Source organism: uncultured Xanthomarina sp., from assembly GCF_963971605.1.
GTDB classification, from domain to species: domain Bacteria; phylum Bacteroidota; class Bacteroidia; order Flavobacteriales; family Flavobacteriaceae; genus Xanthomarina; species Xanthomarina gelatinilytica.
Window position 1 is genome coordinate 1 of record NZ_CAXATZ010000041.1, and the last position, 21,534, is coordinate 21,534.

General features: G+C 35.4%; 23 protein-coding genes. 9 read left to right on the top strand and 14 right to left on the bottom strand.

The genetic code is table 11. The features are described from left to right. Window positions 1–1,000: o-succinylbenzoate synthase (locus AACY93_RS12005; RefSeq protein ID WP_339612093.1), on the bottom strand; the 1,000-nt coding region annotated here is incomplete at its 3' end. Window positions 1,001–1,061: 61 nt separating this feature from the next. Here AACY93_RS12005 and AACY93_RS12010 point away from each other — a divergent pair. After that, on the top strand, window positions 1,062–2,030 hold the full coding sequence (locus tag AACY93_RS12010; RefSeq protein ID WP_286854260.1) for a sterol desaturase family protein: 969 nt from the start codon (window positions 1,062–1,064) through the stop codon (window positions 2,028–2,030). Continuing rightward, the gene (locus AACY93_RS12015; RefSeq protein ID WP_286854258.1) at window positions 2,027–2,818 is read left to right on the top strand and encodes an SDR family oxidoreductase; all 792 of its coding nucleotides are present in this window, start codon (window positions 2,027–2,029) and stop codon (window positions 2,816–2,818) included. The genes AACY93_RS12010 and AACY93_RS12015 overlap by 4 nt, the downstream gene beginning before the upstream one ends. A 21-nt stretch (window positions 2,819–2,839) precedes the next feature. On the opposite strand, the gene AACY93_RS12020 is transcribed toward AACY93_RS12015, so the two are convergent. The 3 genes from AACY93_RS12020 to AACY93_RS12030 all read right to left on the bottom strand — a co-directional run bounded on the left by AACY93_RS12020 (window position 2,840) and on the right by AACY93_RS12030 (window position 5,520). Continuing rightward, window positions 2,840–3,517, bottom strand: a complete 678-nt coding sequence (locus AACY93_RS12020; protein ID WP_286854256.1) for a metal-dependent hydrolase — start codon at window positions 3,515–3,517, stop codon at window positions 2,840–2,842. A gap of 200 nt (window positions 3,518–3,717) precedes the next feature. Further along, window positions 3,718–4,623 carry a 1,4-dihydroxy-2-naphthoate octaprenyltransferase gene (menA, locus tag AACY93_RS12025; RefSeq protein WP_286854254.1) on the bottom strand — a complete coding sequence of 302 codons (906 nt, stop codon included), beginning with the start codon at window positions 4,621–4,623 and terminating at the stop codon, window positions 3,718–3,720. 24 nt (window positions 4,624–4,647) lie between these two features. Then, window positions 4,648–5,520 (bottom strand): 1,4-dihydroxy-2-naphthoyl-CoA synthase, encoded by an 873-nt coding sequence (locus AACY93_RS12030; RefSeq protein WP_262507728.1) that lies wholly within the window; start codon window positions 5,518–5,520, stop codon window positions 4,648–4,650. Window positions 5,521–5,596: 76 nt separating this feature from the next. Between AACY93_RS12030 and AACY93_RS12035 the strand changes: the two genes are divergently transcribed. Then, window positions 5,597–6,001, top strand: a complete 405-nt coding sequence (locus AACY93_RS12035) for a hypothetical protein (RefSeq protein WP_007651229.1) — start codon at window positions 5,597–5,599, stop codon at window positions 5,999–6,001. 12 nt (window positions 6,002–6,013) lie between these two features. Next, window positions 6,014–6,448, top strand: coding sequence for a hypothetical protein (locus AACY93_RS12040; RefSeq protein ID WP_286854251.1), 435 nt, complete (start codon window positions 6,014–6,016; stop codon window positions 6,446–6,448). On the opposite strand, the gene AACY93_RS12045 is transcribed toward AACY93_RS12040, so the two are convergent. Genes AACY93_RS12045 through AACY93_RS12060 form a run of 4 tightly spaced genes read right to left on the bottom strand, consistent with a single transcriptional unit; the run spans window position 6,436 to window position 10,682 of the window. Beyond that, window positions 6,436–7,266 (bottom strand): S1-like domain-containing RNA-binding protein, encoded by an 831-nt coding sequence (locus AACY93_RS12045; RefSeq protein WP_007651231.1) that lies wholly within the window; start codon window positions 7,264–7,266, stop codon window positions 6,436–6,438. The genes AACY93_RS12040 and AACY93_RS12045 overlap by 13 nt on opposite strands. A 58-nt stretch (window positions 7,267–7,324) precedes the next feature. After that, complete coding sequence (locus AACY93_RS12050; protein WP_286854248.1) at window positions 7,325–9,085, bottom strand: 2-succinyl-5-enolpyruvyl-6-hydroxy-3-cyclohexene-1-carboxylate synthase; 1,761 nt, start codon at window positions 9,083–9,085, stop codon at window positions 7,325–7,327. Window positions 9,086–9,135: 50 nt separating this feature from the next. Next, window positions 9,136–10,257, bottom strand: a complete 1,122-nt coding sequence (locus tag AACY93_RS12055) for a chorismate-binding protein (RefSeq protein WP_286854246.1) — start codon at window positions 10,255–10,257, stop codon at window positions 9,136–9,138. Beyond that, complete coding sequence (locus AACY93_RS12060; protein ID WP_007651235.1) at window positions 10,257–10,682, bottom strand: PaaI family thioesterase; 426 nt, start codon at window positions 10,680–10,682, stop codon at window positions 10,257–10,259. The genes AACY93_RS12055 and AACY93_RS12060 overlap by 1 nt, the downstream gene beginning before the upstream one ends. Window positions 10,683–10,723: 41 nt before the next feature. Here AACY93_RS12060 and AACY93_RS12065 point away from each other — a divergent pair, with 41 nt between their 5' ends. Together AACY93_RS12065 and AACY93_RS12070 are read left to right on the top strand one after the other, a co-directional pair. Then, window positions 10,724–11,359 (top strand): esterase, encoded by a 636-nt coding sequence (locus tag AACY93_RS12065; RefSeq protein ID WP_286854243.1) that lies wholly within the window; start codon window positions 10,724–10,726, stop codon window positions 11,357–11,359. Between the two features lie 9 nt (window positions 11,360–11,368). Next, entirely contained in the window at window positions 11,369–11,947 is a 579-nt protein-coding gene (locus AACY93_RS12070; RefSeq protein ID WP_040492423.1) for a GNAT family N-acetyltransferase, read from the top strand. Here the strand turns inward: AACY93_RS12070 and AACY93_RS12075 are convergent. Further along, window positions 11,944–12,894 carry a nitronate monooxygenase gene (locus tag AACY93_RS12075; RefSeq protein WP_007651238.1) on the bottom strand — a complete coding sequence of 317 codons (951 nt, stop codon included), beginning with the start codon at window positions 12,892–12,894 and terminating at the stop codon, window positions 11,944–11,946. The two genes, AACY93_RS12070 and AACY93_RS12075, sit on opposite strands and share 4 nt — an antisense overlap. Before the next feature lie 256 nt (window positions 12,895–13,150). Next, the gene (dnaK, locus tag AACY93_RS12080; protein ID WP_286854237.1) at window positions 13,151–15,058 is read right to left on the bottom strand and encodes a molecular chaperone DnaK; all 1,908 of its coding nucleotides are present in this window, start codon (window positions 15,056–15,058) and stop codon (window positions 13,151–13,153) included. A gap of 260 nt (window positions 15,059–15,318) precedes the next feature. On the opposite strand from dnaK, the gene AACY93_RS12085 reads away from it, so the two are divergent. Continuing rightward, window positions 15,319–16,743, top strand: a complete 1,425-nt coding sequence (locus tag AACY93_RS12085) for an L-serine ammonia-lyase (RefSeq protein WP_007651245.1) — start codon at window positions 15,319–15,321, stop codon at window positions 16,741–16,743. Window positions 16,744–16,841: 98 nt separating this feature from the next. Here the strand turns inward: AACY93_RS12085 and AACY93_RS12090 are convergent, their stop codons facing one another. Next, on the bottom strand, window positions 16,842–17,300 hold the full coding sequence (locus tag AACY93_RS12090) for a nuclear transport factor 2 family protein (RefSeq protein ID WP_286854236.1): 459 nt from the start codon (window positions 17,298–17,300) through the stop codon (window positions 16,842–16,844). A gap of 215 nt (window positions 17,301–17,515) precedes the next feature. Here AACY93_RS12090 and panB point away from each other — a divergent pair, with 215 nt between their 5' ends. Continuing rightward, on the top strand, window positions 17,516–18,334 hold the full coding sequence (gene panB / locus AACY93_RS12095) for a 3-methyl-2-oxobutanoate hydroxymethyltransferase (protein ID WP_286854234.1): 819 nt from the start codon (window positions 17,516–17,518) through the stop codon (window positions 18,332–18,334). A 68-nt stretch (window positions 18,335–18,402) separates the two neighbouring features. Continuing rightward, window positions 18,403–19,113, top strand: a complete 711-nt coding sequence (locus AACY93_RS12100; RefSeq protein ID WP_286854231.1) for an RluA family pseudouridine synthase — start codon at window positions 18,403–18,405, stop codon at window positions 19,111–19,113. Window positions 19,114–19,147: 34 nt separating this feature from the next. On the opposite strand, the gene AACY93_RS12105 is transcribed toward AACY93_RS12100, so the two are convergent. The 3 genes from AACY93_RS12105 to AACY93_RS12115 all read right to left on the bottom strand — a co-directional run bounded on the left by AACY93_RS12105 (window position 19,148) and on the right by AACY93_RS12115 (window position 21,435). After that, window positions 19,148–19,984, bottom strand: a complete 837-nt coding sequence (locus tag AACY93_RS12105) for a histidine kinase (protein WP_286854229.1) — start codon at window positions 19,982–19,984, stop codon at window positions 19,148–19,150. A gap of 416 nt (window positions 19,985–20,400) precedes the next feature. Further along, window positions 20,401–20,694: a hypothetical protein gene (locus tag AACY93_RS12110; protein ID WP_286854227.1), complete on the bottom strand. Its 294-nt coding sequence runs from the start codon at window positions 20,692–20,694 to the stop codon at window positions 20,401–20,403. A gap of 27 nt (window positions 20,695–20,721) precedes the next feature. Next, entirely contained in the window at window positions 20,722–21,435 is a 714-nt protein-coding gene (locus AACY93_RS12115) for a hypothetical protein (protein WP_286854225.1), read from the bottom strand. Window positions 21,436–21,534 lie beyond the last annotated feature (99 nt).

Below are 21,534 nucleotides of genomic sequence, written 5' to 3' on the forward strand. Positions count from 1 at the left end.
ATTGCAATGTACCATTTTTTACTAGTAAAGGAGAGTCAAAATTATTGGTAAACAAACCACCTGTGCCCAGCCCTTGATGATAATCTTGGTGTAACATATAGGTCCATTGTGCTATGGCATTTAAGCCTACATTGCTTTCCAATGCACTTGTAACCCAATAATATGCGCTTTCTTTTTGTGCCAGGCTTACCCAAGAATCACTTCCTTTAAAACCTCCAATTAAACTGGGTTTTAAAATAATGTATTGAGGTTTTATGGTTTGAAGCAATTTAATTTTTTCTTTTTTTGAAAAAATGCCAATCAGCTCTTCATCCAAAGCTATTGGTATGGGTGATTTTTCACATAATCGAGCCATTTCCTGCCATTGTCCCTGTTTAATGGGTTGCTCTATGGAATGGATTTGTAATTCTGCAAGCTGGTGCAATTTTTCCAAGGCTTCTGAAGCTGAAAAAGCACCATTGGCATCGACCCTTAAAATAATGTCTCTATTTGAAAATTCTTTCCTAATGGATTTTAGTAAGTCTAATTCTGTTTGATAATCAATGGCACCAATTTTCATTTTGATACAGGAAAAACCAGCTTCAATTTTTTCTTTTATCTGTTGTTTCATGAAACTTTCACTTCCCATCCAGATCAAGCCATTGATAGGGATGGCATCAGTACCCTTGGTAAAATTTGAAGGTAACAATACAAATGGGTCATCGCTATTTAAAGAAGCAAAAGCCGTTTCCAGTCCAAATTGGATGCTTGGAAATTTATAAAGCTCATCCAATAAAACCTGTAAACCCAAATGAATGTTTAAACAGGTCCATTTTAAAATCTCTTCATAATGTGGAACATCGTCTGCACTCAAACCACGAAACAACCCACACTCGCCCACTCCAATTTTGTCATCCTGTTTCAATATCAGGAACCAGGTTTCCTTGGTTCTTAAAACACCTCTAGATGTGCCACTGGCTTGTTTAAAATTTAAAATATATTTCTTGTAGGTTGCTTTCATAGTAAGTTTCAAAAATACTTAAAATATTTTGTACATTTAGACTTAATAATCTTAAATACTCATGCCTGAATTTCCAAACCTTATTCATTTTGCCATTCCTTTTTTTATAGCTTCCATGCTTTTGGAACTGTTTATCACAACCAAAAAAAACATTAAAAGTTATGAACCCAAAGACGCATTGACTTCTATTGCTATGGGTTTAGGAAATGTATTTATAGGTTTGCTAAGTAAAGGTTTGGTATTATTAGCTTTATTTTTTGTGTATGAGAATTTTAGGATTTTTACCATTCCCATTGCGTGGTGGAGTTTTGTTTTGTTGTTTTTTGCAGACGATTTTTCTTATTATTGGTTCCACAGGATTTCTCATGAGTGTAGATTGTTTTGGGCATCGCATGTGGTTCACCATTCCTCACAACATTATAATCTTAGTACTGCCTTGAGGCAAACTTGGTCTGGTAGTTTCTATTCCTTTGTGTTCTGGTTATGGTTGCCTTTGTTAGGATTTCATCCAGCCATGATATTGTTGCAAATGTCCGTAAGTTTATTGTATCAATTTTGGATTCATACAGAAACCATAAACAAACTGCCAAAATGGTTTGAAGCCATAATGAACACACCTTCGCATCATAGAGTACATCATGGAAGCAATCCTATTTATCTTGATAGAAATCATGCTGGTATTTTAATAATATGGGACAAATTATTTGGGACTTTTCAAGCTGAGTTGGATCATGAAAAGGTGGTTTACGGATTGGTAACCAACATCCAAACTTATAATCCTGTAAAAGTTGCCTTTATTGAATGGTATAACATGCTTAAAGATGTTTTTTCTGGAAAAAAATCACTTTCCAATAGATTGAAATATTTTATAAAACCACCCGGATGGAAACATGATGGTACAGGAAAATTAAGCAACAACTTAAGGGAAGAATGGTTGGCAACCCATTTAAATTCTCAATCCAACCCTGAACTTAATGAAAGCAGCGAACATATTTCAATACCTGTCAAGGGCAAAAAAACCATAGCATGACCTTTGAAAATAAAGTGATTTGGATTACTGGTGCCTCTAGTGGTATTGGGAAAGGCTTGGCTTTGGAGCTATCCAAACAATCTTGTAAACTCATATTGTCTTCAAGACATCAGGAACAGCTTTTCAGCGTTAAAATGGACTGTAAAAACCAAGAAAATGTTCAAGTTTTAGCATTCGATTTGGCTCATTATGCAACTATGAGCTTGGTAGTTGAAAAAGCCATGCAACTTTTTGGCCATATTGACATATTAATCAACAATGCAGGTATTAGTCAACGTTCTCCCATTATTGACACATCTATAGAAGTAGATAAAAAGCTTATGGAAATAGATTATTTGGGTACGGTAGCATTAAGCAAAGCACTATTGCCTTATTTTATTAAAAGTAAAACAGGTCATTTTGTTGTGGTTTCCAGCCTTATGGGTAAATTCAGTTCCCCTTACAGGTCCTCTTATTGTGGTGCAAAACATGCCTTACATGGTTTTTTTGACACCTTGCGTATGGAACACGAAAAAGACCATATTAAAGTGACCATGATCTGTCCTGGATTTGTAAATACCAATGTAGCCAGAAATGCGTTAACTGCTGATGGCAGCAAACAAGGATATCAAGACGAAATGACCGAAAACGGACTGGAAGTTACTGTGTTTGTAAAACGCATGCTTAAAGCCATTCAGAAAGAAAAGTTTGAAGCCTATATTGGTAAATCTGAAGTTTTGGGCGTGTATGTTAAACGGTTTTTTCCAAAGTTTCTCCACAAATTAGTCTTAAAAAGTAAAGTGACCTAACCGTAGGGATTTTGCGTAAAATCAAAGCTCAATACTTTCCCCTATATCTAGCAACATCAAGTCTTTATTTTTGTCGAAGAATTTTCGTTTGGCTTCTTCATGGTCTATTTCAATATAACCGAAAGTATCGTAGTGATAACCTAAAATTTTATCGCACTCCACAAAGTCACTTGCTATAATAGCATCGTCTATTCCCATGGTAAAATTATCCCCTATAGGTAAAATGGCTAGATCCAATTTAATTTGTAAAGGGATTAATTTCATGTCCATGGTTAAAGCTGTGTCTCCAGCAATATAGATGTTTTTACGCTCTCCTTCTATAACAAAGCCTCCTGGTTGTCCACCATAGCTTCCATCTGGAAATGAAGATGTATGTATAGCATTAACATACTTTACATTACCAAATTCAAAATCCCAACTACCACCATGATTCATTGGATGTCCTTCCAAACCTTTATTTTGGAAGTAACTTACTATTTCAAAATTAGATACGATTACAGCATCTGTACGCTTTGCTATGGTCTCTACATCCAATATATGATCTTGATGAGCATGTGTCAACAAAATATAATCTGCTTTTAAAGTGTTGATATCTATATGTGATGCCTTATCGTTTGCAGAGATAAATGGATCCACCAATATATGAACGTCATTTACTTCTATTCCTAAACTTGCGTGACCGTAAAAAGTGATTTTCATTGTTTTGAGAAATTTTTTTTGAAATTGGAATTTACAAAAAAACTCAAACAAATTACAAGAATCTGTTTGAGTTTTTCAATCCCCAAAATATGAAGCATTTTTAACCGCTTCAATTATTGATAATAACCTACCAACACAATAAATATAAAACATATTTATTTGAAAAACAAGACTTTATGAAATTATTTTAGTAACTATTGTTAAAGTAAATGACCAATGGCAAGCAAAACACTTAGTATAAATGTGCTTAATGCAAGCTTTTTTAACTCTGGATCCAACAGTTTTGGGTCTGTATTGTCACGAACAGTCATAAGGTGCTTAATAAGAGGAATATAGGCAAGGAAATAGATAAAATTAAAAGGCGAAGAGTAATACAAAATACCATATAAAATAGATAAAACCATGGCACCACCTATTAACACGTAATGATAGGTTTTTCCATTCTCAAAACCCATTTTAACTACCAAGGTGTTTTTATTTGCTCTTCTATCGGAATGAATATCCCTTAAGTTATTTAAATTTAATACAGCCACACTTAACAAACCAATGGTACAAGCTGGCAAAAATATAATGTGATCCAATTTTTGAGCGAATAATATATAACCTCCTCCAACACTTATCAAACCAAAAAATACAAAAACAAAAACATCTCCTAACCCTCTATAGCCATAAGCATTTTTTCCAACAGTATATTTTATGGCAGCATAAATGGCAAATAAACTTAAACCAAAAAAAAGCATGGCCAGTAAAAAGTGTTTAGTCCCAAAAGCAGCCATGATTAAAAAGAAGGCCAAGCCGATAACAATTAAAATATTTATTTTAATGGCCTCAAACATCTCATCTGGAGTTATCGTTCCACTCTGTATGGCACGTTGTGGTCCAATTCTATCGTCACTATCTGTACCTTTTACACCATCGCCATAATCGTTTGCCAAATTAGAAAGTATCTGCAAACTTAATGTTGTTAAAATGGCCAATACAAACACCAACCAATCAAAAACACCATTGTAAGCAGCCAAACTAGCAGCTACAATGATTCCTGATAGAGACAAAGGAAGTGTTCTTAGCCTAAAGGCCGATAACCATATCTTGTATTTTTTTGACATAAATAAGCGCTTGTATCAATAGATTTATGGGATCCATTTTTTAGGAAAATTAGGCTTTCGCTTTTCAAGAAAAGCATCTCTACCTTCTTTAGCTTCATCTGTCATGTATGCCAGACGCGTAGCTTCTCCTGCAAATACTTGCTGGCCAACCATCCCATCATCTGTTAAATTCATGGCAAATTTTAACATTTTGATGGATGTTGGTGATTTTGCCAATATTTCTTGAGCCCATTGGTAAGCAGTCTCTTCTAGTTCATGATGTGGAATTACAGCATTTACCATGCCCATTTCAAAAGCCTCTTGTGCGGAATAATTTCTTCCTAGAAAAAAGATCTCACGTGCTTTTTTCTGACCTACCATTTTTGCCAAATAGGCTGATCCATAACCCCCATCAAAACTGGTAACATCGGCATCTGTTTGCTTAAAAATGGCATGTTCTTTACTTGCCAAAGTTAAATCGCAAACCACATGCAAACTATGTCCTCCACCAACTGCCCAACCTGGAACCACAGCTATTACTGCTTTAGGCATAAAACGAATAAGACGCTGCACTTCCAAAATATTCAATCTATGGTAACCATCTTCCCCAACATATCCTTGATGGCCTCTAGCTTTTTGGTCTCCTCCAGAGCAGAATGAATACACTCCATCCTTTGTAGAAGGCCCTTCAGCAGAAAGTAATACCACACCAATATTTACATCTTCACTTGCATCATAAAAAGCATCATATAATTCTTTGGTGGTTTTTGGCCTGAAAGCGTTACGTACATTTGGTCTATTAAAAGCAATTCTAGCAACACCATTACACTTTTTGTAGGTAATATCTTCGTATTCTTTGGCTGTTTTCCAGTTGATTTCACTCATAATCTTGTCACTTTTTTCGGTGTAAAAATACATAATTACAACAAATATCAACTATTGCATTTGCTTTTATAAACAAAATTATATAACTTATATTTTCAGGTATGACACTATGAAAACACTAAAATCTTCTTTTGCATCAGAAATTGATGCTACCGTTTCATTGAAAATAGGTGACTTTCATTTTATTGAAAACATGATTATTGCTGAATTTAAAGAAGGTAGCCATGTAACTTTCAACAAGTTTAATGAGGTTCTAGAACTTAAAAACGAAACCCACAATGGGATGCCCCAGTTTTTTATTTCCAACCGAATATATTCGTATTCTGTAGATCTTATGGACATCTTGTCTAATTCGAAAAACTTAAAGTTTCTTTCTGCTTATGTTATTGTGTCTTACAACCATCTTACCAATAAGGTGATTGAGTTGGAAGATGCCTATTTTTCATTTCCCAGAAAAAAATTTGAAACTTTAGAAGAAGCTGTAACTTGGGTTAGAAGCAAAAAAACGACTTAATGTAATAAAAACATGCAAACACCAGTACGCTCCTCTTTTCTATCCAGCAAGATAAAGAAACACATAGCTCTTAAAATAGGGGATTTTTACTTTTTTGAAAATTTTGTTTTGGTAGAATATGCCAAAGAAGCCATAATTTCCATGCGTGCCTTACATGAAATAAAAACCAAAGGTTTGGGGCAATTTGCCAACAAACCTTTTGGATTAATTGTAAACAAAATACACCCTTTTAATACGGTACCAACCGATGCCATGCAACTTGAAAAAGAAATCCCTAACCTGGTTGCCACAGCTGTAGTTAGCGAAGATTTGACCAAAACCATAAATTTTGATTTGGAAAATCATTTTTTTAAACAAATCAACAGACGGTTGTTTTCTTCTTTGGAAGAAGCAGAAGCGTGGATCAATGAAAAAGTTGAAGCCAAAAAAAACAGCTATACCAAATAAATCCCGTCTTCTTTTATTTCTATAAGTTTTTGCTTGTATAAGGAGCCAACTGCTTTTTTAAAGCTTTTTTTACTCATTTTAAGCACTTGTTTAATGGTTTCAGGATCCGATTTGTCCGTTAAGTTTAAATATCCACTGTTATCACGAAGTTCCACCATAATGGCATCGGCATTTGGTTCTATGTTTCTATAGCCTATTTGGCCTAAAACCACATCAATTTTATTATCAGGCCTGATTTTTTTTATGTAACCCTTCAACCTGTCCCCAACACTTAAATCCTGAAAAATATCGTCGTTGAAAATAAGTCCCAAGTGTTTTTTGTTGATAATCACGTTCATACCTATTTCTGAAGGATGGGACACGATTAAGTCTACTTCTTCAAACTGACTTACCGTAAGTTCTTTATTATCCAGAAATTGATTTGTTTTACTGGAAGCAACCAATCTGTTACTTTTTTCATCCAGAAAACAATACACAAAATACCAACCTCCTTTTTTCATTTTAAAGGCCTGTTCCCGGAACGGACAAAACAATTCTTTAAGCATGCCCCAATCCAAAAAAGCACCATGTTCCGTTACGGCATTACATCGTAATAATGCAAAATCACCTTTTTTAATATAAGGTTTATCGGTTACGGCAACCAAACGTTCTTCATTGTCCAAATAGACAAAAACGTCCATTTTATCCCAAATTTTAAACGATTCCGGTACGTATCGGTTTGGTAACAACACTTCGTTCCCTTCTTCATCTGCTAAATATAAACCTTGTTCAGATTCGCGAAGTATTTCTAACGTATTGTATTCTCCTAAATGTATCATGCTGCAAAGGTAGTAATAATAGATGTTGAAAATGAAAAAAATCAGTTTTGATTACAGGCTATTTAATAAACTTGAAATAATCCAACAACACATCGTCGTTAAGGGTTCTTGGAGTAAAAATTTCCAATAATTTAGGTTGGTTGGATTCTTCAAAAAATGTTTTTAATTGCGCCTTCAACTGCCTTTCATTAGCTGCTACATCGTATTCAAATTCATACATTTTACATAACTGTTTTGCTGTAAGGTTATGCGTGGTTTCAAAATAAGTATCGAATTTTTTGGTGTTTTTATGGCCAGGAAGGATTCTAAATATACCTCCACCTTGGTTGTTGATAAGAATGATCCTAAAATGGTTGGGAATGTAATTGTTCCAGAGCGCATTGCTATCGTAGAAAAAGCTTAAATCGCCTGTAATAAAAACGGTTTGTTTTTTGTGTACCTTAGCGCAACCAATGGCTGTACTGGTACTGCCATCAATACCACTTGTCCCTCGATTACAAAACACCTGAATGGTTTTCTTAAGGTCGAAAAGTTGCGCATATCTTACAGCAGAACTATTACCCAACTGCAAAATGGTTTGTTCTGGCAACACTTTAAGAACCGTATCAAACACCTTAAAATCGCTAAAGGGTACCTGCTCTAGATATTCTTGATGTTTTTCGTCCCTTAACAGCTTTATGTCGTTCCAAAAAGGTTTGTAATCGCTTTTAACAAAATGTGTTAATCTTGGCAAAAGCGCATTAAAAAACTGATTGGGAGTAGCTTCTATATGTTTGTCCAAACAAAAAAAGGTGTCGTTTGCATTTTTCTTGTCTATATGCCAATGATGTTTGGGTTGGAATTTACGTAAAAACCCCTTGATTTTTTTAGATACGATTAAACCACCAAAAGTTACCAAAATATCAGGTTGCAAAGCTTGAAACCCTTCTTCTGTTAAAGGTGCAATCATTTTATCGATACTATTGAAAAACTGTTTGTTATGGATGTTCGATGTTGTTTCTGTAAACACAATCACACTGTTGTCCTTAGCCAACTCATCCAATATATGTTGATCGACCTTATTGGGCTGATTGGCACCAACCAAAATCATCTTTTTGGAATAGGTGTTCCAATCGTCATAACACTCCTGGATAAAGAAATCGTCTATCTTTTTCTTCTTGGTTTCAAACTCAATCACTTTAGGTTCCACAGTCAATTTGTCTGTGGTTTCGTAAAGGGGTTCTTCAAAAGGGATATTGATGTGCACAGGACCATTAAGCGATATGGCTTTATTTAATGCTGTGTTTATTTTGGTTTCGTTTTCATCGTCCAGTTCCTGTTTAACACCTAACATACGTTCCAATTTATTTTCTATGGACCTAATGATAGCTGGTTCTGTCTCATTGGAATTTTTTGGGGCATTTTCAAAATTCAACTTTAAATTAGCCGAATTTAAAATATGATTGGCATACACATCTTTTTGATTAATGGTTTGTCCATCTCCAATTCCAATTAAGTATCGAGGTCTGTCTGCTGAAAGCACTACCAAAGGGATATCGCTATAAAAAGCTTCGGCAATAGCTGGATAGTAATTAAGCAAGGCACTTCCAGAAGTGCAAACCAAAGCCACAGGACGTTCTATTTGCTGGGCAATCCCTAAAGCAAAAAAACCAGCACAACGCTCATCTACAATACTATAACAAGTAAAGAAAGGATCGTTGGTAAAACCAATGGTCAATGGTGCATTTCTACTTCCAGGAGAAATCACAATATGCTGAATGTTTTTGGCTTTACAAAGCTGAATAACAGTTTGTGCTAGAGGGTTTTTTGGGTATAACATGTAAGATAAAATCTAAATGCAAATGTAACAAATAGACATACGAAATAAAATTATTGCAATACCTTTTTCATGACATCTGCTTTTGCTACGGTTTCTTGCCATTCGGCTTCTGGATTAGAGTCTTTTGTGATGCCTCCACCAACGTAAATTCCAGTTTTTTTATTCAAAATTTGCATACAACGCAGGTTAACAAACAAATTGGAAACGTTTTTTATGGAAGCATACGCATTGTTTTCCACGTTTCTTCTATTGGTATTCCTGTTGGTTTTTAACTGCACGTTCAACTCTCCCAAAAAACCGGTATAAAACTCACGTTGGTAAGGTTCATGTTTCAATATAAACCGTTTAGACGCTTCTTTGGGCAAACCACATACGGCAGGTGTTGGATGCAATGCTAAAAGTACTTGTTTAAAATTTGTGTGTTTTAAGTTTAAGTTCCCAGAAATAGACGTTTTAAGATGAAGGAGGTTTCCTGCCTTTATGGTTTCTACTTCAGATATTGCCAATTTGTTGGCAAATGGTTTTAAGCTGTGAACTATAAAATCTGTAACAAACTGTTGTTCTTCTTTTTCTTTATGTTGCCAAACAACCTTGTCTGTACCTAAAAATTTTTGGGTTCCTGCCAGAGCCATGGTTTTAAAACGGGAACCTTCCACATGTATCAATGTTTCTGGCGTTGCTCCAAGCCAAAAGCCTATTTGTGGATGATACCAACAATATACAAAGGCTGAAGGATAATGATGCAATAAGGCATTGAAAACTTCTAATGGATTGGTTATTGTGTGTTCTGTTTTTTCAATCCTGGACAAAACCACTTTTTGAAAAAGACCTGCTTTAATGGCATCCACGCCTTTTTGAACCAATACCAAATGTTGTTCCCTATCCAAATCCAAGGCTTGGTACTTAGTATGACTTGTGTTGTTTTTAATTATTTGAGGGTTTTGACATGAAATCCCTTTAGAGTGTTCCAAAGGAATCAATATGGCTGCTTTTGTGCTATCAAAAGGCGCAAAAACAAATCCCTTTTCAGAATAATCATCTACCGTAAAAACGTCATCCGTTGGTTGCAGCATCGCGTTTACCAATATTTCCCCAGGCTTTCTGTAGGCTACAAAAGGTAAATGCTTGTCCAATTGTTGTTGAATTTGTTCAAAAAAAACTTCGGAAGTCATTATTTCTTTTTTGGAAGCGAGATGGTTGATAATCTACAAACAGACACCAAATTATCGTTATCATCTGTAATCCTGATATCCAATAATTGAGTGGTCCTTCCTTTGTGCAAAAAAGTTGCTTTGGCATATACATAACCTTCTTTCACACTTTTTAAATGGTTGGCTGTTATTTCAATACCTCTCACAAATACATCATCTAAATTAGCAAACAAATGTGAAGCATAACTTCCTACACTTTCTGCCAATGCAGCTGTTGCACCACCATGTAATACGCCATCTGGCTGATAAACTCTTGAGTTAACAGGCATTCTAGCAATTAAAAAATCGTCGCCACAATCGGTAATCTCGATACCTAGAGTTTCCATCAAGGTATTTTTGCCAATTTTATTTAATTCAACTAAAGTCTCTTTTTTAGATAATTGCATAGAATTCTTGTATTTTTAAAACCGAAATGTAAAAGTACAAAATGAATTTAGAAGAAAAAGAAATATCCTATACAACTACCAATAGTTATGCAACTTTAAACAGTTTAACCAGCCATACCAAGAATATTTGGTTTGTATGTCATGGCATGGGATATTTAAGCAGGTATTTTTTAAGGTACTTTAGTGGGTTGAATGCCCATGAAAATTATATAATTGCACCACAAGCACAAAGCAAGTACTACATACCACCAAAATTTAAACATGTTGGTTCCAGTTGGCTGACCAAAGAAAACACCATAAATGAAACCGAAAATGTGATGCGCTATTTTGATGCTGTTTTTGAAGCAGAACATCTTCCTGAAGACAAAAATTTAATTGTATTAGGCTATTCTCAAGGCGTTAGTGTAGCCATGAGGTATGTTGCCAAAAGAAAATTAAATTGTTCGCAGCTGGTATTGCATTCTGGAGGTATTCCCAAGGAGTTAACGCCTGAAGACTTTGAGTTTTTAAACACAAAAGTAACCATGATTTATGGTACGGAAGACGAATATTTAAATAATGAACGTATTTCACATGAAACCCAAAGAGCCAAAGCCATGTTTGGAAAAAACCTAAATATTATCCCTTTTAAAGGCAAGCATGTTGTAAATGTAGAACTTATCAATACCTTGATTTAATCATTTTTTATGGATATACCACACTTGGAAAACAATCATGTTAAACTCACTTTATTGGATTTGAGCAATTACAAACATCTACAAAACATAGCGAGTGAAGAAGATTTGATATACTATTCTCCCAGCGATATTTCAACGCCAGAGACACTTAAAGAATACGTGCAAACTGCTGTAGATGGTTATTATCATAAAACAACAATGCCATTTATTGTCTACGATAAAACCAAACAAGGGTATGCAGGAAGTACTCGTTTTGGACAGATAGATTGGAAAAACAAGCTCTTACATATAGGTTGGACCTGGATTGGGAGGGAATTTCAAGGGTCTGGATTAAACAAACACATGAAGTTTTTAATGCTTCAATATGCCTTTGAGGTATTGTTTTTTGAAAAAGTGGAATTTAGAATCGATGAAAGGAACATACGTTCCAGAAAAGCTGTAGAAAAGATTGGAGCCTCTCTTGAAGGTGTTTTACGAAAAGACACACTCATGCAAGATGGTTTTAGACGCAATACCTGTTGTTATGGCATTTTAAAGGAGGAATGGCCAGAAATAAAGACAGATGTCTTTGGAAGATTGCTAAATTAATCAGAAATAAGCTTATTAATTATGTCCTTAGTTGGTAAAATAGCTTTGGTATGCTCAATACTGGGTCCTGCAACCCAAACGGTTTTATAGGTGGCTTGGGTAGCTGCTTTGGTTGTAGCATTCATACCAATGGAAAAACGAATCATTTTTACCCATTTTTTAAGTTTTTTGTTTTTGTTCAAAACAGATTCCAACCAAGATTCCTTAGTCCCAATTTTTTGAACATAAGGTGTGTTTATAACAGTACATGGTGTACCAGAAATGCGCTGTGTCATTACAATGTCTTTAGCGCCATAATCCACACAGGCTTGTTTGTATTCATTGGTAACATTGGCTTCTTCTGAAGCAATAAATGGACTTCCAACAGAAACACCAGCTGCACCATAGCTAATCATTTGATCCATATCAGCTTTACAGCCAACACCTCCTGCTGAAATTACAGGAATGGACAGATTCTTGGTCAATAAAGTCAATAATTCTTCAGGTGAATGGTTGCCTCTATGGCCTCCAGCTTCATTATTTACTGCAATGGCGGCATCTGCTCCCAAGGCTTCCACTTTTTTTGCAAATTTTAAATCGGTAACATCGCAAAATACTTTAATTCCTACTGCATGAGCACTGTTTATTGTTTCTTCTGGACTTCCCAAAGAGGTGATAATAAAGTCGCAACCCTCTTCACACAACACGCGTAATTGTTCTTTATATTTAATGTTGGATTTGTTTACAATTAAATTAAACCCAAACGAACCATTCTCTACTTTTGCAGCTTTTAATTCCTTAATAGCTGCACGTAACTCTTCTAAAGTTCTGTAATTTAACGCTGGGATACAACCTGCTATTCCTGCTTTCATGGCTTCAATAACCATGGCTGTGTTCGATACCAAAAACATGGGAGCTTGAATAATAGGGTATTTAATATTTAAAAGTTGGGTAAGCTTGGTTTGCATGAGTTTTAATTGTTTTAAAATGACTTAAGGGGTTTCTTCCATAAAAATTGGAACTTCCAAGTACATTTTATGAAACACAAATATATAACAATTTATTATGCATGCATAACAAAAAATCTGGTGTTCATAAAAAAAACGCAACCAAATAAATGATTGCGTTTTATTAGTATTTGTACTCAGTCTAAAAGACCTTTTATTTTAGCTCAGTATAAGCGATTCAACTAATCCCGGTAAAAAATTGGGATTGGCTCTCTGCTTACTTCACTTCTTCGAAGTCCACGTCTTCTACGTCGCTTCCTTCGTTAGCGTCGCCGCCTGCATTGGCATCAGGACCTGCTTGGGCTCCTCCTTGCTGTGCTTCTGCTTGGGCTTTGTACATTTCTTCGCTAGCTACTTTCCAAGCTTCATTAATTTTCTCCAAAGCTGGATCTATAACTGCTATGTCTTTTGTTTCAAACGCCTTTTTCAATTCTTCAAGCGCTTCTTCAATTGGTTTCTTTTTATCATCAGATAATTTGTCACCAAACTCTTTAAGCTGACTTTCAGTTTGGAAAATCATGGCATCTGCAGCATTCAATTTATCGGCTTTTTCCTTTGCTGCTTTATCTGCTTCAGCATTTGCTTCAGCATCTTGCTTCATTTTTTCTATTTCTTCTTCGGTCAATCCAGAAGAAGCTTCAATTCTTATGTCTTGAGATTTTCCTGTTGCTTTATCTGTAGCTGAAACCTTAATTATACCATTGGCATCAATATCGAAAGTTACTTCAATTTGAGGGGTTCCTCGTCTTGCTGGTGGAATACCGTCCAAGTGGAAACGTCCTATGGTTTTATTGTCGGCAGCCATAGCTCTTTCTCCTTGCAATACATGGATCTCTACGGATGGCTGGTTGTCTGCTGCTGTAGAGAACACCTGACTTTTCTTTGTAGGAATGGTCGTGTTGGCCTCTATTAGCTTGGTCATAACATTACCCATAGTTTCAATACCAAGGGATAAAGGTGTTACATCCAATAACAGGACATCTTTAACGTCTCCAGTCAATACACCTCCTTGAATACCTGCTCCTAAAGAAACTACCTCGTCTGGATTTACTCCTTTACTTGGTTTTTTTCCAAAGAATTTCTCAACGGCTTCTTGTACAGCAGGAATACGTGTCGATCCACCTACAAGAATCACTTCATCAATATCACTTTTACTTAAGCCTGCTGCTTTAAGTGCTTTTTCACATGGCTTAATGGTACGTTTTACCAAATCGTCTATTAATTGCTCGAATTTAGAACGTGTTAAAGTTCGCACCAAGTGTTTTGGCCCAGTAGCTGTAGCTGTTACGTAAGGTAAATTGATTTCTGTTTGTGCAGAAGATGATAATTCTATCTTCGCTTTTTCGGCAGCCTCTTTTAAACGTTGTAAAGCCATTGGGTCTTTGCGTAAATCGATGTCTTCTTCTGATTTAAACTCGTCTGCCAACCAATTAATGATTTTTTCATCCACATCGTCACCTCCTAAATGGGTATCTCCATCTGTTGAAAGTACTTCAAAAACACCATCACCCAATTCCAGGATGGAAACGTCATGTGTTCCTCCACCAAAATCGAATACCACTATTTTTTGATCCGTTCCTTTTTTATCCAAACCGTAGGCCAATGCTGCTGCAGTAGGTTCGTTAATAATTCTTCTAACTTTTAAACCTGCAATCTCACCAGCTTCTTTTGTTGCTTGACGTTGACTGTCATTAAAATAAGCAGGTACAGTAATAACTGCTTCGCTAACGGTTGTTCCTAGGTAATCTTCAGCTGTTTTCTTCATTTTTTGAAGAATCATTGCCGATAATTCTTGAGGTGTGTACAAACGACCATCAATATCAACTCTAGGTGTATCGTTTTCACCTTTAACTACTTTATATGGTACGCGTTCTGCTTCGTTTTTAGATTCAGAATACTTATTCCCCATAAAACGCTTAATAGAATAAACCGTTTTTGTTGGGTTTGTAACTGCTTGACGTTTTGCTGGGTCACCAACCTTAATTTCGCCTCCATCAACAAAAGCGATTACAGATGGTGTTGTACGTTTACCTTCTGCGTTTGGGATAACAACTGGCTCGTTACCTTCCATAACAGAAACGCAAGAGTTGGTTGTTCCTAAATCGATTCCAATAATTTTACTCATAATTTATAATTTGTTTTAGTTTTCCGTTTTCACGGAAATAAAGTGTTGAATAATCTGTTTTAAATTCGGTATGTATAAGTCAATGATTATGCCATGTCAAAAAATCTGACAGGATGTCACATAAAAAAACAAGAACCTTGTTTAAATGGGTTTTTAAAAGGTCCAGTGCTTAATCGGAAAATTCTTGATAACTCCCAGATGAATTATCTTTTAATTGAAAGAAAGACTTTATATTTGTTATTTATATAAATTGACGGATTATGGAGTGTATTTCGGTTTTTGATATGTTAAAAATAGGTGTTGGGCCTTCTAGTTCACATACCTTGGGCCCTTGGCGTGCTGCAGAACGTTGGATTAAAGAATTGAAAGCCAGCAACAAATTTGATGCTGTGGAACATATTAGTGTTGATTTATATGGTTCCCTCTCTTTAACAGGTAAAGGACACGCCACAGATTATGCTGTGATGTTGGGATTAAGTGGTGCTGACCCTGAAATAATCCCTACAGATACCATTGAGGTCATCATTAGCTCCATTAAAAACAATCACGTTTTATTTTTCAATAATGAAAAATCCATACCTTTCAATCCAGACACCCAAATTACGTTCAACAGAAAGTTTCTTCCATATCATGCCAATGGATTGGTGTTCACTGCAACCATTAATGGCAGAAAATCCAAATCCACTTTTTATTCCATAGGTGGAGGTTTTGTAGTTAAAGAAGAGCGAAAGAACTCTAAAAAAAACAAGGAGATATTTCTAAACACCTTTCCCTATCCCATAGCCAAAGGAACAGAACTGATTGCTTATTGCAACCAGTTGAACATGCCAATATCCAGTATTGTTTTGGAAAACGAAAAATCCTTAAGGGATGAAAACACCATAGATTTTGAGCTACAGCGAATTTGGATGACCATGTTGGAATGCATGTATATTGGTTGCCATACGGAAGGCAACTTGCCTGGAGGCTTAAACGTAAGACGTCGCGCTTACGATATGTATCAAAATTTAAAAGGTGAATTGCCTTATGCCGACCCACAGGAATGGTTGGAAACCATAAGGAAAACCGAAGTTAAGTTTAGACAAATCCTAAAATGGGTAAGCTGTTTTGCTTTGAGTGTCAACGAAGTAAATGCGTCTTTGGGACGTGTGGTTACGGCTCCTACCAATGGTAGTGCTGGTGTTATTCCATCGGTTTTAATGTATTATATGGTTATAGAAAACCACGACGCTAATTTTGAACATATAAAACGCTTTTTATTGGTTGCTGGAGAAATAGGAAGCATCTTTAAAAAAGGGGCAACCATAAGTGCTGCCATGGGAGGCTGTCAAGCTGAAATTGGCGTATCGTCTGCCATGGCTGCTGGAGCCTTGTGCGAATTGTTGGGTGGCTCTCCGGAACAGGTTTTAATTGCGGCTGAAATTGCCATGGAACACCATTTAGGCCTAACCTGCGATCCTATTGGTGGTTTGGTTCAGATTCCTTGTATTGAAAGAAACTCCATGGGAGCCATGAAAGCCATACATGCAGCTGAAATGGCCATTGACACCAATCCCGAAAATGTAAAGGTGCCCTTTGACAAAGTGGTAGCTACCATGTGGGAAACAGCAAAAGATATGAATTCCAAATACAAGGAAACCAGTGAAGGTGGTTTGGCTGTTGGTGTGAATTTATCTGATTGTTAAAAACCCATTTCAATCGTTTACAAATTATCAGTTTCCAGACAGACGAAAGTTTTTAGTTTATCTATACTGCCTACAAAACACTAAGACTGAAAACTGTTTTATTGGTTACACCCTTCTCTCCTTCTAGTATCCATAAGGTATATAATTTTCCATTGGCCTTCATCATTAAAAAGTTGAAACGAATTCACGCCACAATGACTAAATTGATGGTTTACCCAAAACTCATAAGGTGTCCAAACATGAGCCATGGTTCCATCTATTTGAATGTTATAATCCAGTAAGCGTTCCTCCCACTTTTGGTCTGCTGGTCTGTTGGCAATGGTTTGTATCATTTTTGCAACATCATCTGTTACCAGTTTCCCTTTCCCCTCTCTGTCTTTATAGGTTGTTTGTGTCAACATGTTGTTATACATCACAGATTTCATAAGTAAGGTATCCCCTTTATGAAAACCTTCAAAAAAAGTGTCAATTGCTTTTTTGACGTCCATTTCGGCTTTGTTTTGTGCTGTAATAGTGGTCGTAATCAGTAAGACCAGAAAAATAATAACGCGTTCCATAATTAATTGGTTTTGAACTAAAGTAGTTCAACATGTAGCTATATGAAAGACTTTAAAGAAAAGTTTAACATTAAACAGCTAATTTAGTACTTTTACAGCCTGAACTCATTTTGGTTTTTTGTTCATACCGAAAATGAAAAGAAATTTGTTCTATTTCATTCAATTTTATGAAACGGAAAAAATCAAGATGCGTTCCAATTAAAAGAAGCACCTATATGTCTGTAGCAAAAAAAGAATACAAAAGAATTACCGTAAAAACTTTAGTGGATATGAAAGCCAATGGCGAAAAGATATCCATGCTCACTGCCTACGATTATACCATGGCAAAAATTGTAGATGGTTCTGGTATAGATGTTATCTTGGTTGGAGACTCGGCAAGTAATGTCATGGCTGGACATGAAACCACTTTGCCCATTACTTTGGACCAAATGATATATCATGCCTCATCGGTAGTAAGGGCTGTAGAACGTGCTTTGGTGGTTGTAGATTTGCCTTTTGGAAGCTACCAAAGTGATCCTAAAGAAGCTTTGCGCTCTGCCATTAGGATTATGAAAGAATCTGGTGGACATGCTGTTAAACTGGAAGGTGGCAAAGAAGTCAAGGAGTCCATAAAGCGTATCTTGAATGCTGGAATTCCAGTCATGGGACACTTGGGATTAACACCACAATCCATTTATAAATTTGGAACTTATACGGTTCGTGCCAAAGAAGAAGAAGAAGCCAAAAGATTAAAAGAAGACGCTCTAATGCTAGAAAAAGCTGGTTGTTTTGCCATTGTATTGGAAAAAATACCTGCCAAATTAGCCAAAGAGGTTGCAAAAAGTGTTTCCATTCCTATTATTGGCATTGGAGCAGGAAATGGTGTAGATGGTCAGGTTTTGGTTTTACACGACATGATAGGCATGACCCATGAATTTCATCCACGTTTTTTAAGACGATATATGAACCTCTATGAAGATATGACAGCTGCCATTTCTCAATATGTGGAAGATGTGAAAACCGAAGATTTTCCTAACAGTGAGGAGCAGTATTAAGGTTGAAAGCTCAAGGTTTAAGGTTCTTGGTTCTTGGTTTATTAATAAAATAAATTATTCCTGTATTTGTGGCAAAAACTTCAGATAAAATACTTTCCAATAAAGAAAACCTTCAAGTTTTATACGAAGACAACCATATCATCATTGTAAATAAACGTGCTGGTGACATTGTGCAAGGGGATAAAACTGGAGATAAACCCTTAAGTGATGTTGTAAAGAATTATATTAAAGACAAATATAACAAGCCTGGCAACGTTTATCTTGGCGTGGTACACAGACTGGACAGACCTACCACTGGAGTGGTTTTGTTTGCTAAAACCAGCAAAGCCTTGCCTAGGTTAAATAAACTGTTTGCAGACAAAAAAACCCAAAAAACCTATTGGGCTTTGGTTAAACAAGAACCACCTAAAACAGAGGACACTTTAATTCATTGGTTAAAAAAGAATCCTAAAAACAACAAATCCACAGCATATCCCAATGAAATTCCTAAAGGGAAAAAAGCCGTCCTTCATTATCAAGTAATTAAAAAATTGGATAGCTATTATCTTTTGGAAGTTACTTTGGAAACAGGCAGACATCATCAAATACGTGTGCAGTTGGCAAGTATGGGCTGTCCCATTAAAGGGGATCTAAAATATGGGTTTGACAGAAGCAATAAAGACGCAAGCATTAGTCTACATGCCAGGAACCTACAATTTACACATCCTGTTTCAAACAATTTTATAGATGTAACTGCACCATTGCCAAAAGATCCTGTTTGGGATGCTTGTCTAAAATAAATTCAAATTCGAATTCAACTTCTATCTTAAATCGTTAACCTACAGTTGCGCTTTCCAATAAAGGATATTCTATTTGAAGTTGCACACCTTCATTGGGTTTGGAGTGCATTTGGAAAGTAGCGTCTATAAGTTCTGCCCTACTTTTCATATTAATGAGTCCAGACCCTTTTTTGGCAGTTTCCACGTTAAAGCCCTTGCCATCGTCCGAGGCTATAATAATCATTTTATCATCTAAATACTCCAGAGTGACCTTTAGGTTGTTGGCTTCGGAATATTTAACCGAGTTTGAAAAAAATTCCTGAAGGATTCTAAATAAAATAATTTCATGTTTTTTATTATCCAAGGGTCTTTTGTTTCCTTTAATATGAAGCTCTGCCGAAGCAAATTTCATGCGTTTTAATCGATCTAACTCATTGGTTATGGATTTTTCAAAACCAATGTTCAAAATCACATCATTGTTTAAGGATTTGGACAAGGAACGTACCTCTTTTAAACTTTCTTTAATGGTAATTGTGGTTAGGTCCAAAGTGGATTTCATGTCTTCCGGAATCTTTGCTCCCAACATGTTTAGTTGCATACTGGCATAGGCTAACAACTGACCAACATTATCGTGAAGTTCCCAACCTATGTGCTTTAAGGTCTGTTCCTGAATTTCGGATTGGGTTTTGGAAAGTTCTTCTTCAAAGGCTTGTTGTTGCCTTATTTTATCCAATAAAAGCTTGTTCTTTCGTTTTTGAAAAACAATAAAAAATATCACGACTAAGGAAGTCACTATAAGCAAAACACCAATCATATAAATTAGCAAATAACGTTCTGCCGAGGTAGACACCGAAGGTTGTGTTTGTAAAAAGGTATTAATTAGTTTGATCATTTTTAGGTTTGAATAATATTAGGGCCAATGTAAAAGACAGATACATAAAGGTATTATTATTAAGCAAGTCATCCATTTTAATTAAGCTTGTGCAGGGTCTGCATCTGCAATACAACATTTAAAACTACAGTCAAATTTACATACATATAATGTTGTAGCAGGATGTCTTTCATCCTTTAAAAGACTTATGAAATAAATTAAGTTTCAATGTAATATAATTATTTGAAATATTAATAAAGTCATTGTGTAATTGTAAATACTAACGTTAGGCTTCCTGTTTGACACCACACCACATTAAGGCAAAAGCAACACATATTAAAATATTTAGCAGTTGCTTGTTTATACTTTTTAATAATGTATAAACCGATTACAACTGCCAAATTTTATAAGCTTTGTTTAATAAAATTATAATTCTATCATACAATTCTTGATGTATTAACTTTTTGTTGAGGGTATTCTGATGGTGGAGGATTTCCAAAAACTCCATCATTTAAAGGTGAACCATCTGGCACATCACCATTATCTGTTGGTAGCAAATTTAACATGCTACCAGCTTTAGCAAAGGATGCTGTTCTAGTTGGCACCATAAACATGGTGGTGTAACCTACTTCTGCTTCTGTAGGATAGGCCCCCAAATACACACGTACACCATCCATAGTGTACCCCAACTCCTTAGATTCAATTTCGGCATATTTTAAATATTCGCGCATGCACTGTTCTTATTTATTAAAAATTAATCATTTTTCTGGATTTGATATTATTAGCCCAATCGCAAACATACCATACAAGAACAAGTTAGCAAATAAATAGACTTGCCATTTCAAAATAATATAATTCCAATCTGCAGTTGAATAATACACTTCATAAAATGCCAAAGGAGATATTATGAGCCAAAAAATTAAAATTGCAATGCTTATATAAAAATTTAAATCTTTATAAAATTTGAGCACTCGTTCATTTGAAAGAATTTCCAAGAAATAATAAAAAGCACATTGAATGATAATCAAAGCTCCAGCAATATCTATGGAAGAAAAAGATTTAACAAAGAAATCTTTCCAATTACTCAATATGATATAAAAAGAGAATACTAAAAATATAACTGTTGATGCTTTTAGTAAGTTTGCATAAAACTTATTCTTTAATACTTTTTGATAGTACAACGCAAATATTAAAACACCTCCAATATTCCAAAATAAAGTAAACCACCATCTATTTTTTTCAAACAAGGTGTCCTTTAAAGCTACTTTTACATTGTGTAAAAATTCAAATTTTTCCACATAAATAGTATACGCTCCAAGAAATTCAATAATAAAGAGATAAACTAGAATAAAAATGAAATATTTAGCATCTGAATATTTGTGTTTTTTATAAAAAATTAAACCCACAAATACTGCTAAAATTTCAATACTAGTTATTAAAATACTATAATTATTTCTTAAAAATTCTTCCAAATAAAAAAATTTTACTGTGGATAATTAGCTGGTGGTGGCATTCCATTATGACCTCCATTTAAACCTCCTCCAGGAATATCTCCTCCTCCAGGTGGCAAC

What these genes read in the sequence shown, in the direction of transcription:
- AACY93_RS12010 (WP_286854260.1), top strand. Translation starts at nt 1,062, where the DNA reads ATGCCTGAATTTCCAAACCTTATTCATTTTGCCATTCCTTTTTTTATA.
- AACY93_RS12015 (WP_286854258.1), top strand. Translation starts at nt 2,027, where the DNA reads ATGACCTTTGAAAATAAAGTGATTTGGATTACTGGTGCCTCTAGTGGT.
- AACY93_RS12020 (WP_286854256.1), bottom strand. Translation starts at nt 3,517, where the DNA reads ATGAAAATCACTTTTTACGGTCACGCAAGTTTAGGAATAGAAGTAAAT.
- menA (WP_286854254.1), bottom strand. Translation starts at nt 4,623, where the DNA reads ATGTCAAAAAAATACAAGATATGGTTATCGGCCTTTAGGCTAAGAACA.
- AACY93_RS12030 (WP_262507728.1), bottom strand. Translation starts at nt 5,520, where the DNA reads ATGTATTTTTACACCGAAAAAAGTGACAAGATTATGAGTGAAATCAAC.
- AACY93_RS12035 (WP_007651229.1), top strand. Translation starts at nt 5,597, where the DNA reads ATGAAAACACTAAAATCTTCTTTTGCATCAGAAATTGATGCTACCGTT.
- AACY93_RS12040 (WP_286854251.1), top strand. Translation starts at nt 6,014, where the DNA reads ATGCAAACACCAGTACGCTCCTCTTTTCTATCCAGCAAGATAAAGAAA.
- AACY93_RS12045 (WP_007651231.1), bottom strand. Translation starts at nt 7,266, where the DNA reads ATGATACATTTAGGAGAATACAATACGTTAGAAATACTTCGCGAATCT.
- AACY93_RS12050 (WP_286854248.1), bottom strand. Translation starts at nt 9,085, where the DNA reads ATGTTATACCCAAAAAACCCTCTAGCACAAACTGTTATTCAGCTTTGT.
- AACY93_RS12055 (WP_286854246.1), bottom strand. Translation starts at nt 10,257, where the DNA reads ATGACTTCCGAAGTTTTTTTTGAACAAATTCAACAACAATTGGACAAG.
- AACY93_RS12060 (WP_007651235.1), bottom strand. Translation starts at nt 10,682, where the DNA reads ATGCAATTATCTAAAAAAGAGACTTTAGTTGAATTAAATAAAATTGGC.
- AACY93_RS12065 (WP_286854243.1), top strand. Translation starts at nt 10,724, where the DNA reads ATGAATTTAGAAGAAAAAGAAATATCCTATACAACTACCAATAGTTAT.
- AACY93_RS12070 (WP_040492423.1), top strand. Translation starts at nt 11,369, where the DNA reads ATGGATATACCACACTTGGAAAACAATCATGTTAAACTCACTTTATTG.
- AACY93_RS12075 (WP_007651238.1), bottom strand. Translation starts at nt 12,894, where the DNA reads ATGCAAACCAAGCTTACCCAACTTTTAAATATTAAATACCCTATTATT.
- dnaK (WP_286854237.1), bottom strand. Translation starts at nt 15,058, where the DNA reads ATGAGTAAAATTATTGGAATCGATTTAGGAACAACCAACTCTTGCGTT.
- AACY93_RS12085 (WP_007651245.1), top strand. Translation starts at nt 15,319, where the DNA reads ATGGAGTGTATTTCGGTTTTTGATATGTTAAAAATAGGTGTTGGGCCT.
- AACY93_RS12090 (WP_286854236.1), bottom strand. Translation starts at nt 17,300, where the DNA reads ATGGAACGCGTTATTATTTTTCTGGTCTTACTGATTACGACCACTATT.
- panB (WP_286854234.1), top strand. Translation starts at nt 17,516, where the DNA reads ATGTCTGTAGCAAAAAAAGAATACAAAAGAATTACCGTAAAAACTTTA.
- AACY93_RS12105 (WP_286854229.1), bottom strand. Translation starts at nt 19,984, where the DNA reads ATGATCAAACTAATTAATACCTTTTTACAAACACAACCTTCGGTGTCT.
- AACY93_RS12110 (WP_286854227.1), bottom strand. Translation starts at nt 20,694, where the DNA reads ATGCGCGAATATTTAAAATATGCCGAAATTGAATCTAAGGAGTTGGGG.